We start from the raw sequence: 16,413 nt of genomic DNA on the forward strand, positions 1-16,413 counted from the left end.
GGCGGCAGTTTTTCAGGTGGTGACGCCGATTTCGGCGAGGCGGCCGAGGCAGGCCTCTTCGATGTTGTCGAGTTCGGTCAGCGTGTCGTCGATATCCTTGCGCTTCTGGCGCAGGTCCTCGCGCTTCTCGTCGACGCGCTTCATCAGGAGCTTCAGCTGGCCGAGCTCACCCGGCGGCTCCTTATAGACCTGGATGATCTCGCGGATTTCCGCGATGGTGAAGCCGATGCGCCGGCCGCGGAGGATTTCCGCGATCAGTCGCCGGTCGGCAGGCCGGAAGAGCCGGGTGCGTCCTCGCCGCTCCGGATGGATCAGTCCCTCGTCTTCGTAGAAGCGGAGCGTGCGCGTGGATACACCGAATTCGCGCGTCAGCTCCGTGATGCTATAATATTTGTTCACCGGCATGCCTTCCCCATCTGCGGGGTCATCATATTGACTTTTACGTAATAGTCAATTTCGGCGGCCGGTCAGATGCCGAACCACCACGTAGCGATGCCGAGAAAGGCGAAGAAGCCGGTACAGTCGGTGACCGTCGTGACGAAGACCGATGAGGCAATCGCGGGATCGGCCCCCATCTTGTCGAGCAGCAGCGGCAGAAGGATACCGGCAAGAGCCGCCGCCATCAGGTTGATGATCATAGCGGCCCCGATCACGCCGCCGAGCTGGTAGTCGTGAAACCATATGCCGGCGATGGCACCCATAATCGTCGCGAAAATGATCCCGTTCAGGATGCCGACACCAGCCTCCCTGCGGATGATACGGCCGGCATTGTAGATATCGAGATCGCGGGTGGCGAGCGCGCGCACGGTCACCGTCATCGTCTGCGTGCCGGCGTTGCCGCCCATCGAGGCGACGATCGGCATCAGCACGGCAAGCGCGATCATCTTCTCGATCGAAGCGTCGAACAGGCCGATAACGCTTGCCGACAGCATCGCCGTGCCGAGGTTGATCAGAAGCCACAGAAAACGCGAGCGCGCCGTCGAGAGCACGTTGTCGGACAGTTCTTCGTCGCCGACGCCGCCCAAGCGCTTGATATCCTCGTCCGCTTCTTCGTGGATGACGTCAACGACGTCGTCAATGGTCAATACGCCAACCAGTCGGCCGTTCTCGTCGACGACGGCGGCGGAGAGAAGGTCATATTGCTCGAACAGCTGGGCCGCCTCCTCCTGGTCCATTTCGGCCGGGATCGGATGGTTGGTCTCGCGCATGATCTGTTCGATCTTCGTCTGCCGCTTGGTGCGCAGGATCTGGTCGAGATCGACGGCGCCGAGCAGCTTGAAGGTCGGATCGATGACGAAGATCTGCGAAAAGGAATAGGGCAGATCCTCTTCGTCGCGCATATAATCGATCGTCTGTCCCACCGTCCAGAACGGCGGCACGGCGACGAATTCCGTCTGCATGCGGCGCCCGGCCGAACTTTCGGGATAATCGAGTGCCCGGCGAAGCCGCACCCGCTCGGTGAACGGCAGCTGGGCGAGGATCTCTTCCCGATCCTCCTTGTCGAGGTCTTCGAGAATGTAGACCGCGTCGTCCGAATCGAGTTCGCCGATCGCCGCGGCGATCTGTTCGTTCGGCATCTGGTCGACGATTTCGCGGCGGATCGCCTCGTCGACCTCGGTCAGCGCCGTCATGTCGAAATCGTCGCCGAGCAGGCGCACCAGCGCCAGGCGCTGGTCCGGCTGGATCGACTCCAGCAGATCGCCTATTTCGGATTCATGCAGGCGGGCAACGTTCTGGCGTAGGAACAGCGTGTCCCGGTCGGCGATCGCGGCGCCGACGAGCGCCAGGAAATCGCTGCGGACATTACCGTCCTCGTCATAGATGTCGGCTTCCTCGTCATCGGGGCGCCTGCGAATGCGGTCTTCGCCATCGGTCGTCGTCATCTGCCGCCTCGCAATTGGTTCGAATTTCAACGACTGGCGCCGCCATTCGCAAATGTCGGCCAAAAACACATTGTCAACAAGCGGATAAGTCAATCCCGAGCGAGCTTCCCGCAGCCGGAATTCCTGCTCCTGCTAGCCCAAAGCATCCTTGCCGTAAAGCCGCAAACCATGCTTCGTGATGACAATGCCTGCCGCCGGCGATAGTTTCCGCAGCCGTCCAAGCAGAGGAAGCCTGTCCCATGCCCATCCGTCCGATTCTGCGCTATCCGCATCCTGGTCTGAAGGCCGTCTGCGCGCCGGTGACGGCCTTCGATTCGTCGCTCGCCGAGCTCGCCGAAGACCTGCTTGCGACAATGCGCGCCGCTCCCGGCGTCGGCATCACCGCCGCCCATATCGGCGTCCTCAGCCGAGTGACGGTGTTGGAGCTCGACAGGGCCGCCGGCATGCGCCTCTATGTCAACCCGGAGATCACGTGGGTTTCGAAGGAGACGATGAGCCATGCCGAAGGCAGCGTTTCCATGCCCGGTGCGACCGATGAGGTGACACGCCCACGGGCGATCCGCTTCCGTTATCAGGATGGCGAAGGGGCGGTGCATAAGGATGCCGCCGAAGGTTTTCTTGCAATCTGCCTCCAGCACGAGATCGATCAGCTCGATGGTATTTTCTGGCTGCAGCGTCTCTCACGGCTGAAGCGCGAACGTCTCGTGAAGAAATGGGAGAAGACGCAAGACTGACAAATCGCGCCGCGCCCGAACCATTCGCCGCTGCTTGCGTTCTCAAAAGAGAAAACAAGGAGCGACTGCAATGGCAAGGACCGATGACAAGACACCGCTTACAGGGAAGCCCAGGGTTTCCCGAAACAATATGGAACTCTCCCGCGAAGAGGATTATCGCGACCTCGATGAACGCAATCTCGACGATGGCTGGCCCTATGCCGACGGCAGCGGCACGGAAGGCCCGGAGAACCGCCCCTATGGCGAAACCACGGCCAATTTCGATACTGATCCCAACAAGGGCTTCCGGCTCGACGGCATCGACAGGGACGGAAACGAGAACCGTCTGAAGGATTCGCTACGCGCCGACACGATCGATCGGGATGAAAGCGATGATCTGGAAGCGCGGGTGACCGACAACCTCGAAAACATTCCCGACGTCGACGTAAACAGCATCGATGTCCATGCCGACGGCCACGTCGTCACCCTGCAAGGCTCCGTGGAAACGATCGGCATTGCCCGTAAGGTCGAGCTCAGTGCCCTTTCCGTCGACGGCGTCCACCACGTGCGCAACAGGCTGCAGCTGACCGGCGTCGATGCGCATATCCCGAACGAAGATTGAGTGCACTTGGCCGAAACACAGCGCGGGAGGCCGATTGGCGCCTCCCGAGTGGCCACCGCAATATTACCAAAAGTTCATCAATTTCCGATTGTATAGAATATTGTTTTGTGCATGCCAACTTCACGCCCATTTTCTTAGGTGGCTTCCGTAACGAAGGCGTCACATTCGTTGACAAGACTGTGATTTCATTTGAACAAAAGCCCGGAAGCAAGCCTTTTTGATTTCACAAAATTGCCAGAATTGGGGCGCGAACTTCTCTTCGCCGGGGATGGCCTATGTTGTTGAATTCAACAACAGATTGAGGAGATAGACCCATGCGTATCAAATTTGCTCTCGCCGCCTCCCTGTTCGCCGTCAGCCTCGCAGGCGCTGCCTTCGCTCAGCCGACATATTCCGACGACTACACCAACGACAGCGACGGCTTCGCCCCGAGCCCGATGTCAAAGCCCGCCCCTGTGCATTACAGCAACCGCAAGGCTCCGGCCTATTCGAGCGATTACACCAATGACAGCGACGGTTTCGCTCCGAGCGCCATGCCCGCCCCGGCGGTCGACAAGATGGCGACCGCCAGCATCAAGCCCCTGCCCCCATGCCACAGCATGATCGGCCCGAGCGGCTCCCACACAAAGGGCGCCGACAGTGGGGCTTCCCGCACCGACGCATGCCGTGCAATGCACTGATGCGGCAATGATGATTGGCTGAAGGAAAGGGCCGGAAGTCGGCCCTTTTTACTTAAATTCGCTTCGCAGTCTCAGAAGACGAACGGAACAAGCCGGTATCGGGTCGTGGCCATGAAGGCGACGTATGCGGGATCCTGCTTGAGCAGGCGCTCTTCGGCCAGTAGGCGAAAACATTGTGCCGTAAGGGCCGTTGCATAGATGGCAAAGTTCCAAAAGCTCGGATGGGCCAGGAAGAAGCCGATATGCGTCATCAGATATCCGGCATACATCGGATGGCGGACAAACTTGTAAGGTCCGCCGATCTTCACGCCGCGATTGGCCGGCACCAGCCCGAAGCTTCGCAGCAATGTCAGCTTTGCCGAAATTTGCAGGCCGAAACCGAACGCCATTACCATGACGCAGAGCGCGATGGGAGCAAGCGGCTGTGGCGCGGAAGGCGAGACGAGCAGCGGGAAGAGAGTGCCGACGGCGGTGACCATCCAGTCGAAAAGGCGCAGCGACGCATTTCTTGTCGGACGGCGTGTCAGAATGAGGAAGGCCGCGGCGCCCTCTGAAATTATCAGCAGGCAATCGATGATCGCCCGGTTGTCCTGCATCTGAGGCACGACACGCATGACAATGGCGACGAAAAAATAGCCGATCAGGACTTTCTCGACGATATCGAGAGCAAAGTGAACGTCGAGGAACGACCAGCTTGATACCTGCTTTTTCATTGTCCCCAATCGCTTTCGCATGCGCAGATCCCAAACTATCTCTATATTTTCCGTCGCTAATTATGCGTTAAGGCGCCTGCTGAAATCTCGGGAGACAGATGCTATCTGTTCCCGATCCGGCCGCACGAAGCAGCAGCAGTGACAGGCCGGCAGGCAGGCAACTGTCACAAGCAATCGATTCACTCAGGGTGGGCCGCTTTCATCGCGCGGCGAGCGCTCCCCCTTGAAGGGAGATGGTGCGGTCGAGAAGACTCGAACTTCCACGGGTTGCCCCACAGCGACCTCAACGCTGCGCGTCTACCAATTCCGCCACGACCGCATCGTGGTAGGTGCCGATTTGCGTCGGCGGGGCAGCATGTAGCAAAAGCATTTGGGGTGCACAAGGGCGATGTGACAGTTTTTTTCAAAACCTTTCACAGCATTTGAATTGCCCTCCAAACGGGTCCATATAGGTCTCCGCCGCCCCCCTTTTCACAGGCAATACGGGGAGAACGGCAAGGAATGCCCATGCTACGCACCGATCTCGAATTCTCCATGCTTCCGAAACACGGCTCCCGCCCTGTGCGCTGGCGCATCGCCGATGGCCTCGTTCCCTATGAGCAGGCGGTGGAGACGATGGAGCGCGAGGTGGCAGCGATCTCGGATGGCGGCGATGAGCTCGTCTGGCTCGTCGAGCATCCGCCGGTCTACACGGCCGGCACCAGCGCCGATGCGAGCGACCTCGTCCAGCCGGACCGGTTTCCGGTCTTTGCGACGGGCCGTGGCGGTGAATATACCTATCATGGCCCCGGCCAGCGCGTCGCCTATGTCATGCTCGACCTGAGGCGCAGGCGCCAGGACGTGCGCGCCTTCGTCGCCGCCCTGGAGGAGGTCGTCATCCGCACGCTCGACATGATGAATGTCCGCGGCGAGCGGCGCGAGGATCGCGTCGGCGTCTGGGTGCGTCGCCCTGAGAAGCCGCTGCATCCCGATGGAACGATGGCCGAAGACAAGATCGCCGCCTTGGGAATCAGGCTGCGCAAATGGGTGACCTTCCATGGCTTGTCGCTCAACGTCGATCCCGATCTCGATCATTTCAGCGGCATCGTGCCCTGCGGTATATCGGCCTATGGCGTGACCAGCCTCGTCGATCTCGGCCTGCCGGTAATGATGTCGGATGTCGATATCCTGCTACGCGCCGCTTTCGAGGCCGTTTTTGGCGAAACCGTGGCTTGATCTGCCCGGCTCTCGCGTGATTGATGGCGTGGTCCCCTTAAGAATCGGCAGCCATGTCAGAGCATTCAGCCCATCAAGATTCCCTGCAGGGCATGGCCATCATGTCCGGCGCCATGCTCATCCTGCCGACCATGGATGCTATCGCCAAATACATGGCGACCTTCGAGGCGATGTCGCCGGGCCAGGTCACCTTCTATCGATTCTTCTTTCAGCTCGTCTGTACGCTGCCGTTTCTGTTCGCCCTTTTCGGGCTGAAGGCGCTTTCGGCCAAACGGCCATGGATGAACCTGCTGCGCGGCGTGCTCCATGGTGCCGCAAGCCTGCTGTTCTTCGTCGCCGTCAAATACATGCCGCTCGCCGATGTCTTCGCCATCTATTTTGTCGAACCTTTCATGCTGACCGCCATGTCCGCGCTGTTTCTCGGAGACAAGGTCGGCTGGCGCCGCTGGATGGCGATCGTCGTCGGTTTCGGCGGCGCGATGATCGTCATTCAGCCGAGCTACGAGATTTTCGGCCTGAAGGCCCTGCTGCCGGTCGCCTGCGCCTTTCTCTTCGCGCTTTATCTTTTCCTCAACCGCGCGATCGGTGAAGCCGATTCGCCGCTGACCATGCAGACGATGTCCGGCATCGGCGGAGCGGTCTTCATGGCGGCTGCCCTTATGATCGGAAGCAGTTCCGGCAGCGCCGATTTTGCCGTCTCTCTGCCCTCCTCCGTTCTCGGCCTCGTTCTGCTTGTCATCCTCGGCTCGATTTCGGGATATGCGCATCTGTTGGTGGTGAGGGCTTTCCGGCTCGCGCCGCTGTCGCTGCTTGCGCCGTTCCAATATTTCGAGATCATCTCCGCGACCGTGCTCGGCTATGCCGTGTTCAACGATTTCCCGAACTTCTCCAAATGGATTGGCATCTTCATCATCGTTGCATCCGGCCTCTTCATCATCTGGCGCGAGCGGCTGCAGGCACGATCACTAAAATCTTCCTGAACCGGCAAATGCGGGATTAACTCACCTTCTTGAGGGATCGTAAATTCGCAGAAGGTAAAACAATCTCCGGCTTCATGATGAAGCCTGGAGTTAAAACATGAGCGAATTCCGTCTCGCTTTTCCGGCCTGTGTCGTGGCCGGTAAGCATCGGCTGACGGCCGAAGATATAGTGCTGCTGCGCAAACATGCCTTTCAGGAAGGTATCCGGACATCCCAGGATGTCGTGGCGATGTTGGCGCTCAACAATTCCTGCCCTGAAAAATGTGTCGAGTGGAATGCTTTCTTCGTGGAGCAACTCGCCGGTTTTATCGTCAATCACACCTATCCCCAGGGCTCGCTTGATGAAATCAACGTCGCCTGGATCATGCGCATGTTCACGACCGACGGCGTCGTCAACTCGGCGCTGGAACTCGAGCTCATTCTCCACATCACAGAGATTTCGGCCGATGTCCCGGGTGAACTGAGAGCTCTTGTCCTCGATCAGCTTCGACTGGCGATCACCGATAGCATCGGTGGCTACAAGCTGTCGCGCGCCGCAGACCGCAGAAACATCACCCGCCAGGACGTCGACTTTGCGATGCGCGTCTTCAGACGCACCTCCGTCGGCGGCGTCATCGCCGTCTCGCCGGCCGAATATGGTGTGCTCCAACAGATCGAGCAGGCAACGCTGTCCGGTGCGAATCATCCGCACTGGGACGGCATCATGACCGCCGTTGAGCTGCGCGACCGTCCCGAGCCGCGGCGCAGCCGCTGGCTGCGCATCGTCGACGAGGAACCCGTCGTGGAAGCCGCCGTCGCCTGACGCCTCGAAACGTGACCCGCCTCAAGCCTGATTGTGCGTTCCGGTGTTTTGTGCGTAAAACTTCGGAACGCATTTCTGGGTGGAGTCTCGATGTTCAAGAAAATCCTGATCGCGAATCGCGGCGAGATCGCCTGCCGCGTGATCAAGACTGCGCGCCGCATGGGCATTTCGACCGTTGCGGTCTATTCGGACGCCGATCGGGACGCGCTGCATGTCGAGATGGCCGACGAAGCCGTTCATATCGGCCCTGCCGCCGCCTCTGAAAGCTATCTCGTTGCCGAGAAGATCATCGCCGCCTGCAAGGCGACGGGCGCCGAGGCGGTGCATCCCGGTTATGGTTTCCTCTCCGAGCGTGCTTCCTTCTGCGCCGAACTGGAAAAGCAGGGCATCGTCTTCATCGGCCCCAAGCCCAAGGCCATCATGGCGATGGGCGACAAGATCGAATCAAAGAAATTCGCCAATGCCGCCGGTGTCTCGACGGTGCCCGGCCATCTCGGCGTCATCGAGGACGCCGCCCATGCGGAAACGATCGCCGGCGGCATCGGCTATCCCGTCATGATCAAGGCCTCCGCCGGCGGTGGTGGCAAGGGCATGCGCATCGCCTGGAACGAGGCGGAAGTGCGTGATGGATTCGAGCGCGCCCGCTCGGAAGCGAAAAGCTCCTTCGGCGACGACCGCGTCTTCATCGAGAAGTTCGTCGTCGAGCCGCGCCACATCGAGATCCAGGTGCTGGCCGATTCGCATGGCAACGTCGTCTATCTCGGCGAGCGCGAATGCTCGATCCAGCGACGGAACCAGAAGGTGGCCGAAGAGGCGCCCTCGCCCTTCCTCGACGAAAGGACCCGCAGAGCCATGGGTGAGCAATCGGTGGCGCTTGCGAGAGCGGTTGACTACCAGAGCGCCGGCACCGTCGAATTCATCGTCGACCGCGACCGCAATTTCTATTTCCTCGAAATGAATACCCGCCTGCAGGTCGAGCATCCCGTGACCGAGCTCGTCACCGGCATCGATCTCGTCGAGCAGATGATTCGCGTCGCCGCTGGCGAACCGCTTCCTTTCGGGCAAGAGGATATCCGGCTCGATGGCTGGGCGATCGAAAGCCGGCTCTACGCCGAAGACCCTTACCGCAACTTCCTGCCGTCGATCGGCCGCCTGACGCGCTATCGCCCGCCGGCGGAAGGCAGGACAGGCAATGTCGTCGTCCGCAACGATACCGGCGTCTTCGAAGGTGCGGAAATCTCGATGTATTACGACCCGATGATCGCCAAGCTCTGCACGTGGGCGCCGACGCGAAGCGAGGCGATCGACGCCATGGGCCGTGCGCTCGACGGTTTCGTCGTCGATGGAATCGAGCACAATGTTCCCTTCCTCTCGGCGCTGATGAAACATCCGCGCTGGCGTGAGGGACGACTGTCGACCGGCTTCATTGCCGAGGAATATCCCGAGGGCTTCGCGCCGATGAAGCCGGACAAAGCGGAAGAGGCGGTACTTGCAGCCGTCGCCCTCTCCGCCCTCCTGATCGAGACGAACCGCCGGGAACGTTTCGCCGATCGTCTGCGCGCCGCATCCGCCGCGCTGCACGAGGAATGGGTGATCAAGTTAGGGGAAAGATATGTCGCCGCCAAGCTGCTCGACGGCCTCGTCACCATCCCCTTCGACATGGACATGGCGATAGAGGGCGAACATTCAGGTGTCGTCACCGATTGGAGACCAGGCGACCCGGTCTGGAACGGCAAGGTCGGCGGCCTCGATGTCACCGCGCAGATCCGTCCCGTTCTTAACGGCTTGCGCATTGACTGGCAGGGGCTTTCGGTGACCGCCAAGGTCTTTTCGCCGCGTCATGCGGAGCTCGACAGGTTGATGCCGGTGAAGCTTCCGCCCGACACGTCCAAGCTCCTGCTGTGCCCGATGCCAGGCCTTGTTGTTGCCATCGCTGTTGCCGAGGGCCAGGAGGTCAAGGCTGGTGAGACGCTGGCGGTCGTCGAGGCGATGAAGATGGAAAACGTGCTGCGCGCCGAACGCGATCTCGTCGTCTCGAAGATCAATGCAGCGCCCGGCGAAAGCCTGGCCGTCGATGCCGTGATCATGGAGTTCGCCTGAGCCAGAACGAGTTCGCCCCGAGGCAAGGCGCGGGTCAGCCCCAGCATTCCTCGCTTGAAGTCAGCGGTCCCGTCGTACATATACGAACAACCTCGGCCCATGTGTTCCGGCGAGGACATCCGCAGCGTGGTTCTATCGATGGCTCCGACGATTTACACGACCGACCTCAAGGGTTTCGACGAGTTCTCCGCGCGCGAACTTTACGACCTTCTGAGAATGCGCGTCGACGTCTTCGTCGTCGAGCAGAACTGCCCTTATCCGGAACTTGATGGCAAGGATGTCGATGCCCTGCATCTACGCCTGCTGGACGACGGCGAACTGCTGGCCTCGGCGCGGATTTTGAAGCCACATGAACCGCAGGATCCGTCAAAGATCGGCCGCGTCGTCGTCTCGCCCGCCCATCGCGGAAAGCGGCTTGGCGATGCATTGATGAGCGAAGCGATTACCGCCTGCGAGCGGCTTTTTCCGGCAAACCCGATCGCCTTGTCGGCGCAGGCTCATCTGCGACGTTTCTACGAAATCTTTCAGCTTTATCGGCACGTCTGAGGAATATCTGGAAGACGGCATTTCCCATATCGATATGGTCCGCCAGCCGGTCACGCAGCCGGCATGAGGGTATCGCCATGATCTACGTCGATGCCGATGCCTGCCCGGTAAAGCCGGAAGTCCTGAAGGTCGCGGAGCGCCATGGCCTGGAGGTCACCTTCGTTGCCAATTCCGGCCTGCGTCCCTCGCGTGACCCGATGGTCCACAACGTCATCGTCTCCAACGCCTTCGATGCCGCCGACAACTGGATCGCCGAGCATGCCGGGACGGGCGATGTCGTCGTCACCGCCGACGTGCCGCTCGCGGTGCGCTGCGTCGCTGCCGGCGCCTTCGTCAGCGGTCCGACCGGACGCGTCTTCGATGAGACCAATATCGGCATGGCGAGCGCCATGCGGGATCTCGGTGCGCATCTGCGTGAGACGGGCGAGAGCAAGGGCTACAATGCCGCCTTCAGCCCGAAGGACCGCTCGCGATTCCTCGAAACCTTCGATCGCCTCTGCCGCCGCGCCAAGAACCTTTCCGCTGAGGCCGGCAGCCAGCCGTAATCTTCCTCAGAGGCCGGCAAGATACGGGTGGCATGGCAGCCACGCCGATTCCTACCTTGAACAAGACCGTTCTCCAACGCATATAGGCGCTATCGCAGACGACTGCGGCGTCCTGGGGATGCAACGTCGCGGGGACGGCCTCGCTCTTGAACAAGGAGAGGCGTATGGCCTGGTTTCTGCTTTTTCTCGCTGGTCTTTTCGAATGTGGGTGGGCCATCGGCCTTAAATATACCGAGGGCTTCACGCGGCCGCTGCCGACCGCGTTGACCGTTATTTCAATGGTGGTCAGCGTCGTGTTGCTCGGTCTTGCCGTTAAGCACCTGCCGATCGGCACTGCTTACGCGATCTGGACCGGCATCGGCACGGTCGGCACCGTGCTTCTCGGCGTCTGGCTGCTCGGCGATTCGGCAAGTGTCTCCCGCCTTGCCTGCATCACGTTGATTGTCGCCGGAATCGCCGGTCTCAAGCTCACCGCTTGAGCAGGAAAACGCTGCGGGGCTAAATCGCCCCGCAGCCGATTTGCATCAGGCCGTCTTGCGATTGTCGACGGCAAAAGCGCCGGGACCCGAGAAGAACAGGTAGAGGAAAACGAAGCAGAACAGGATTGCGGCGTCGCCCTGATTGACGGCCGGAAAGAAGCTGCTCGGAGCATGCGCCATGAAATAGGCGACCGCCATTTCACCCGCCAGCAGGAAGGCGATAGGCCGCGTCAGCAGACCGACGAGAATGAGGATGCCGCCGACCAACTCGAGAAGTGCTGCGAAAAGCATCAGCGGCGGTAGCGAGCCAGACATCTGCGAAGCCGGGAAGCCGAAAAGCTTCATCGTGCCATGCTCGATGAACAGCAGCGCGGTGATGATTCTGAGAGCGGCCAGCCCATAGGGGCGATAGGCAGCAAGACGCTCGAAAGTTGACATTAAACCTCTCCTTTAAAAGAATAAGAGCCGACCGTTAGCCCGTCCGCGTCAGGGATTGAACACACGGATCGCTGACGGCCGTTCACTTTTTCGACAGTGGGCAAACACCTGACCGCGCGGCTTTATTCGGCGGCAATGTCAGAGCGGAATGTTGTCGTGTTTCTTCCAGGGATTGGCGAGGTCCTTGTTGCGTAGCATCTTTAGCCCGCGCGCCAGCCGCCGCCGGGTCGAATGCGGCATGATCACCTCGTCGACATAGCCGCGCTCGGCGGCGACGAAGGGCGAGAGAAAACGGTCTTCGTACATTTTCGTATGTGCGGCGATTTTCTCGGGATCGGCGATATCCTTGCGGAATATGATCTCGACCGCGCCCTTGGCGCCCATCACCGCGATCTGCGCCGTCGGCCAGGCATAGTTGAGATCGCCGCGCAGATGCTTCGACGCCATCACGTCATAGGCGCCGCCGAAGGCCTTGCGGGTGATGACGGTAAGCTTCGGCACCGTCGCCTCCGCATAGGCGAAGAGCAACTTGGCGCCGTGCTTGATCAGACCGCCATATTCCTGCGCCGTGCCCGGCAGGAAACCCGGCACGTCGACGAAGGTCACGATCGGAATGTTGAAGCAGTCGCAGAAGCGCACGAAGCGGGCCGCCTTGCGCGAGGCGTCGCTGTCGAGCACGCCTGCGAGCACCATCGGCTGGTTGGCGACGAAACCAACGGTGGAGCCTTCGACGCGGCCGAAACCGCAGACGATGTTCTTGGCGAAGCTTTCCTGGATCTCGAAGAAATCCCCCTCGTCCGCCACCTTCCGGATCAGTTCCTTGATGTCGTAAGGCTTGTTGGCGCTGGCCGGCACCAGCGTATCGAGCGAATTGTCGATATCGGTCACCGACTGGTAACATTCGATCTCGGGCACCGGCGATGTGTTCGATTGCGGCAGGAAATCGATGAGCCGGCGCACCTGCAACAGTGTATCGACATCATTGTCATAAGCGCCGTCGGCAATCGAGGAGCGCGTCGTATGCACGGTCGCACCGCCAAGTTCCTCGGCCGTGACGGTTTCGTTGGTGACCGTCTTCACCACGTCGGGACCGGTGACGAACATATAGGAGCTGTCGCGCACCATGAAGATGAAATCGGTCATGGCAGGCGAATAGACGTCGCCGCCGGCGCACGGGCCCATGATGACCGAGATTTGCGGGATGACGCCGGAGGCGAGCACATTGCGCTGGAATACCTCGGCATAGCCGCCGAGCGCCGCCACGCCCTCCTGGATGCGGGCGCCCCCCGCATCGTAGATGCCGACGATCGGCGCGCGGTTCTTCAGCGCCATGTCCTGCACCTTCATGATCTTTTCGGCATGCGCTTCCGAAAGCGAGCCGCCGAAGACGGTGAAGTCCTTGGCGAAGACGAAGACGGTACGGCCGTTGACCGTGCCCCAGCCGGTGACAACGCCGTCGCCGGCAATACGGCTCTTGTCCATGCCGAAATCGGTGGAGCGGTGTTCGACGAACATGTCGAACTCCTCGAAGGAGCCTTCGTCGAGGAAGAGGTCGATACGCTCGCGCGCCGTCAGCTTGCCGCGCTTGTGCTGAGCGTCGATACGCTCTTTGCCGCCGCCGAGGCGAGCGACGCCGCGGCGGCGTTCCAGTTCTTCGAGAATTTCCTTCATGCGATCCCTCCTCGCCGCTAATGCGCTAGCGGCCACGTCCGCTGAGCGAAAATACAGAACGGATCCGGGCCGCGACATCCTCGGCCATGATCTCGTCGGCAAGCTTCGGATCGGCGGCAATGCTGGTCACGTCGAAAGCGCTGACCGCGATGACCGAGCCGTCTTCGACCGAGGCCGCGTCGATGCTGATCTTGGTGACGTTGCGATCGTTCTGGAAGCCGAGCCCCTTTTGGATGGAAACCACGCGGATCGTCAACACCACCCGCGGCAGCACGGTGTCGCGCACGGTGGCGTTGATTGCGGCATTGACGCGGTCGTTGATGCCGGAAAGCAATTCGGCCGGCATGTTTGGGCCGGAAAGGACGACGGCGCTTCGCACATCGTAGACCGGCGCCTCAGGTTTATTGGCCGAGAGGCTGACGCAGGCCGTGAGCATGACACAGACGAGTGCGGCTCGGCAAAAACACGACCTCAGCCAATTCATTACAAAATCCCGCATTCCCCATTGGAGTCGCAGATTTCGTCATAATGTCTGGGAAGGCAATATGTTTCAGGCGCTTAGGGCGAAAAAAACGTCCGTCGCCGCCTTGAACTCTGCAAAGCGCGTCGCCCGCCGTTCTTCGGCCTCCTCGTCGCTTCCCCAATGCTCGATTGTCCAGTCCTCATCGAGATGAGCCAGCGACCATACCTCTTCCATGTCCAACCTGCCTTCGGCAAAAGCGAGCGCCAGGATCGCCGAGCCGGTCAGCGTTGTGATCGTGTGCAGCGAGGCGAGCGCCAGCGGGCTCTCATGCCGCGCCAGCGTGACGGCGAAGGCGGCGGTCGCTTCACGCGGTTGTTCGTGGTGCATCACGCCTTCGACGAGGATGAAGCGGGCGCCGAGATCGTTCGCGGCCCAGTCGATGATCGGATCCCAGCGCTCTGCCTGGCGCTCCACCAGCCGTTCCGGCCCGTCGGCGCGATAGCAGAGCAGGTCGCTCGAGGAAAAGCGCAGAATATCCTCGAAGATCGCCTGCGTGTTGGAAACGATACCGTCGAGCGCTGTGTTGACCAGCCTCGTTACAGGCATGGTGACGGGGTCGATGACTTCGGCCTGCGCCTCCCATTCGGCTGCTACGAGCCGGGCAAGCGCCGCGGTCGGCACGGCGAGAACCTGCCGGGCCGGCGTGCGCACCATCTTGCCGTCGAGCGTGATCGCAAAACCGCCCTCATGCTCGGCAATGCCGACCTCGGTATAGAAGCGCTTCGGCAGCGGCTTCTTCATCTGGATCTGCGCACGGCGGATGGGATCGGGATGGCTCAGGCCTTCGGAAAGGTCGTTCAGCAGGTCGCGCATGGGCTCACCTCAGGTAAAATGGCGCAATATCTCATTCGGATGATAGGCGATCGCGTCGGCGCCGTTGGCGATCAGCTCATCCACACTGGCATAGCCCCAGGCAACGCCGATCGCCTTTGCGCCGGCAGCCTTTGCCATCTGCATATCGTAAACCGCATCGCCGATGACAATGGTGTCGGCGGCATTCATGCCCGTTTCGTCGCAGCATTCCGTCACCATGGCCGGATGAGGCTTGGAGGGGCAATCGTCGGCGGTACGCGCAACGATGAAATGCTCGTCGAAGCCATGCGTCTCCATCACGAGGTTTAGCCCGCGCCGCGATTTGCCCGTGACCGCGCCGATCAGCAGATCCTCGCGCCCGCTGATCGCGTCGATCATCTCGCGAATGCCGGGAAACAGCGGCTCCCTATAATCGAGATCGCTACGCACGACCGAAAACAGCGATTTGTAGTGCGCCGTCATGTCGATATCGTCCTGCTCGATATGCGGCCTTCCTTGCATGCGGGCGATTGCGATATCGAGGGACAGGCCGATAATGGCCTTGGTGTCCTCAAATCGAGGCTCCGGCTTGCCGAATTTCTCGAAGGTGCGGCGCATGGTTTCGTGGATCAGCCCGGCACTGTCGACCAGCGTGCCGTCGCAATCGAAGAGGACCAGTTTCATTCGTCGTCCATTTCAGCGTTGGAAAGATCGAAGCCGAGGAGATTCCAGGTCTGCACCATATGCGGCGGCAGCGGCGCGCTGACGCGCAGGCGCCCACCGGAAGGGTGCGGAATATCGATGTGACGCGCATGCAGATGCAGGCGCTTTTGGATGCCGCCCGGAAAATCCCAGTTCGGATCGTCGATGAAATATTTCGGATCGCCGATGATCGGATGGCCGATGTGCAGCGCGTGCACACGCAGCTGGTGGGTGCGGCCGGTATAGGGCTCCATCTCGAGCCAGGCGAGGTTCTGGGCGGCGGTTTCGAGCACGCGGTAGAAGGAGACGGCGTGATCGGCGCCTTCTTCGCCGTGCTTGGCGATGCGCATGCGGTCGCCATCGGCAGTGGGTTCCTTCACGAGCCAGGTCGAAATCTTGTCCTCGTGCTTGCGCGGCACGCCCCTGACCAGTGACCAGTAGGTCTTCTTCGTGTCGCGTTCGCGGAAAGCGGCCGTCAGCTTCTGCGCGGCGCCGCGGGTGCGGGCGATGACGAGAACGCCCGATGTATCGCGGTCGAGGCGGTGGACGAGCCGCGGCTTCTCGCCCTTCGGGCTGGTCCAGGCTTCGAGCATCTGATCGATATGCCTGGCGACGCCGGAGCCGCCTTGTACGGCTAGGCCGGGCGGCTTGTTGAGCACGATTACCTTTTCATCCTCGTGCAGCACCATGCGCGACAGCAGGTCGAAATCTGTGGAATGCTTGAGATCCTTGCCGGCGATCGGTCCGGATTTCAGTTTCGCATCGACATCGAGCGGCGGCACGCGCACCGTCTGGCCGGGCTGCACGCGCGCATCCGATTTCACCCGTCCGCCGTCGACACGCACCTGGCCGGAGCGCAGGAGCTTCTGGAGCGGCCCGAAGCCGAGCCCGGGAAAATGCACTTTGAACCAGCGATCGAGCCGCATGCCCGCCTCGTCAGGTTCAACCTTGATATGTTCTATGCCAGCCATGAATAGTCTCTCGGAAATTGCAGCGCGGGCCAAGCCGG

Annotated in this window: 18 protein-coding genes, 1 tRNA gene and 1 pseudogene; 10 read left to right on the forward strand and 10 right to left on the reverse strand. The window is 60.8% G+C overall.

Features of this window, described 5'->3' with window-relative positions; genetic code table 11:
* Positions 1–12: 12 nt before the first annotated feature.
* Together NE852_RS10925 and mgtE are read right to left on the reverse strand one after the other, a co-directional pair.
* Positions 13–405, reverse strand: coding sequence for a MerR family DNA-binding transcriptional regulator (locus NE852_RS10925; RefSeq protein WP_037171273.1), 393 nt, complete (start codon positions 403–405; stop codon positions 13–15).
* Positions 406–467: 62 nt separating this feature from the next.
* Complete coding sequence (mgtE, locus tag NE852_RS10930; protein WP_258156510.1) at positions 468–1,883, reverse strand: magnesium transporter; 1,416 nt, start codon at positions 1,881–1,883, stop codon at positions 468–470.
* A 239-nt stretch (positions 1,884–2,122) separates the two neighbouring features.
* Here mgtE and NE852_RS10935 point away from each other — a divergent pair, with 239 nt between their 5' ends.
* From NE852_RS10935 to NE852_RS10945, 3 genes are all read left to right on the forward strand, one after another.
* A complete protein-coding gene (locus tag NE852_RS10935) occupies positions 2,123–2,617 on the forward strand; it encodes a peptide deformylase (protein ID WP_008526145.1) in 495 nt (164 codons plus the stop codon).
* Positions 2,618–2,687: 70 nt separating this feature from the next.
* Positions 2,688–3,218: a BON domain-containing protein gene (locus NE852_RS10940; protein WP_037171271.1), complete on the forward strand. Its 531-nt coding sequence runs from the start codon at positions 2,688–2,690 to the stop codon at positions 3,216–3,218.
* A gap of 314 nt (positions 3,219–3,532) precedes the next feature.
* Positions 3,533–3,898: a hypothetical protein gene (locus tag NE852_RS10945; RefSeq protein WP_008526141.1), complete on the forward strand. Its 366-nt coding sequence runs from the start codon at positions 3,533–3,535 to the stop codon at positions 3,896–3,898.
* Between the two features lie 71 nt (positions 3,899–3,969).
* On the opposite strand, the gene NE852_RS10950 is transcribed toward NE852_RS10945, so the two are convergent.
* Both NE852_RS10950 and NE852_RS10955 read right to left on the reverse strand, forming a co-directional pair.
* Complete coding sequence (locus NE852_RS10950) at positions 3,970–4,611, reverse strand: isoprenylcysteine carboxylmethyltransferase family protein (protein WP_008526139.1); 642 nt, start codon at positions 4,609–4,611, stop codon at positions 3,970–3,972.
* A gap of 234 nt (positions 4,612–4,845) precedes the next feature.
* Positions 4,846–4,930, reverse strand: a tRNA-Leu gene (locus NE852_RS10955).
* A 182-nt stretch (positions 4,931–5,112) separates the two neighbouring features.
* On the opposite strand from NE852_RS10955, the gene lipB reads away from it, so the two are divergent.
* The 7 genes and pseudogenes from lipB to sugE all read left to right on the forward strand — a co-directional run bounded on the left by lipB (position 5,113) and on the right by sugE (position 11,278).
* Positions 5,113–5,826 carry a lipoyl(octanoyl) transferase LipB gene (lipB, locus tag NE852_RS10960; RefSeq protein ID WP_008526138.1) on the forward strand — a complete coding sequence of 238 codons (714 nt, stop codon included), beginning with the start codon at positions 5,113–5,115 and terminating at the stop codon, positions 5,824–5,826.
* Between the two features lie 53 nt (positions 5,827–5,879).
* The gene (locus tag NE852_RS10965) at positions 5,880–6,806 is read left to right on the forward strand and encodes a DMT family transporter (protein WP_008526137.1); all 927 of its coding nucleotides are present in this window, start codon (positions 5,880–5,882) and stop codon (positions 6,804–6,806) included.
* Between the two features lie 97 nt (positions 6,807–6,903).
* Positions 6,904–7,608, forward strand: coding sequence for a hypothetical protein (locus NE852_RS10970; protein ID WP_008526136.1), 705 nt, complete (start codon positions 6,904–6,906; stop codon positions 7,606–7,608).
* 90 nt (positions 7,609–7,698) lie between these two features.
* Positions 7,699–9,708, forward strand: coding sequence for an acetyl/propionyl/methylcrotonyl-CoA carboxylase subunit alpha (locus NE852_RS10975; RefSeq protein WP_008526135.1), 2,010 nt, complete (start codon positions 7,699–7,701; stop codon positions 9,706–9,708).
* A 138-nt stretch (positions 9,709–9,846) separates the two neighbouring features.
* Positions 9,847–10,321 (forward strand): annotated as a pseudogene (locus tag NE852_RS10980) (GNAT family N-acetyltransferase).
* A 10-nt stretch (positions 10,322–10,331) separates the two neighbouring features.
* On the forward strand, positions 10,332–10,799 hold the full coding sequence (locus NE852_RS10985) for a YaiI/YqxD family protein (RefSeq protein WP_008526130.1): 468 nt from the start codon (positions 10,332–10,334) through the stop codon (positions 10,797–10,799).
* Positions 10,800–10,963: 164 nt separating this feature from the next.
* Positions 10,964–11,278 carry a quaternary ammonium compound efflux SMR transporter SugE gene (gene sugE, locus NE852_RS10990; RefSeq protein WP_008526128.1) on the forward strand — a complete coding sequence of 105 codons (315 nt, stop codon included), beginning with the start codon at positions 10,964–10,966 and terminating at the stop codon, positions 11,276–11,278.
* A gap of 45 nt (positions 11,279–11,323) precedes the next feature.
* Here the strand turns inward: sugE and NE852_RS10995 are convergent, their stop codons facing one another.
* From NE852_RS10995 to NE852_RS11020, 6 genes are all read right to left on the reverse strand, one after another.
* Positions 11,324–11,716 carry a DoxX family protein gene (locus NE852_RS10995; protein WP_008526126.1) on the reverse strand — a complete coding sequence of 131 codons (393 nt, stop codon included), beginning with the start codon at positions 11,714–11,716 and terminating at the stop codon, positions 11,324–11,326.
* A 138-nt stretch (positions 11,717–11,854) separates the two neighbouring features.
* Positions 11,855–13,387 carry an acyl-CoA carboxylase subunit beta gene (locus tag NE852_RS11000; RefSeq protein WP_008526123.1) on the reverse strand — a complete coding sequence of 511 codons (1,533 nt, stop codon included), beginning with the start codon at positions 13,385–13,387 and terminating at the stop codon, positions 11,855–11,857.
* A 25-nt stretch (positions 13,388–13,412) separates the two neighbouring features.
* Positions 13,413–13,871 carry a hypothetical protein gene (locus NE852_RS11005; protein ID WP_258156511.1) on the reverse strand — a complete coding sequence of 153 codons (459 nt, stop codon included), beginning with the start codon at positions 13,869–13,871 and terminating at the stop codon, positions 13,413–13,415.
* Between the two features lie 66 nt (positions 13,872–13,937).
* Complete coding sequence (locus NE852_RS11010) at positions 13,938–14,723, reverse strand: ATP12 family chaperone protein (RefSeq protein ID WP_258156512.1); 786 nt, start codon at positions 14,721–14,723, stop codon at positions 13,938–13,940.
* A gap of 9 nt (positions 14,724–14,732) precedes the next feature.
* On the reverse strand, positions 14,733–15,386 hold the full coding sequence (locus NE852_RS11015) for an HAD-IA family hydrolase (RefSeq protein WP_008526105.1): 654 nt from the start codon (positions 15,384–15,386) through the stop codon (positions 14,733–14,735).
* Positions 15,383–16,375, reverse strand: a complete 993-nt coding sequence (locus tag NE852_RS11020) for an RluA family pseudouridine synthase (protein WP_008526103.1) — start codon at positions 16,373–16,375, stop codon at positions 15,383–15,385. Before NE852_RS11020 ends, NE852_RS11015 begins: the two co-directional genes overlap by 4 nt.
* Positions 16,376–16,413: the final 38 nt, after the last annotated feature.

The sequence above is a fragment of the Rhizobium sp. Pop5 genome (assembly GCF_024721175.1).
Taxonomy (GTDB): domain Bacteria; phylum Pseudomonadota; class Alphaproteobacteria; order Rhizobiales; family Rhizobiaceae; genus Rhizobium.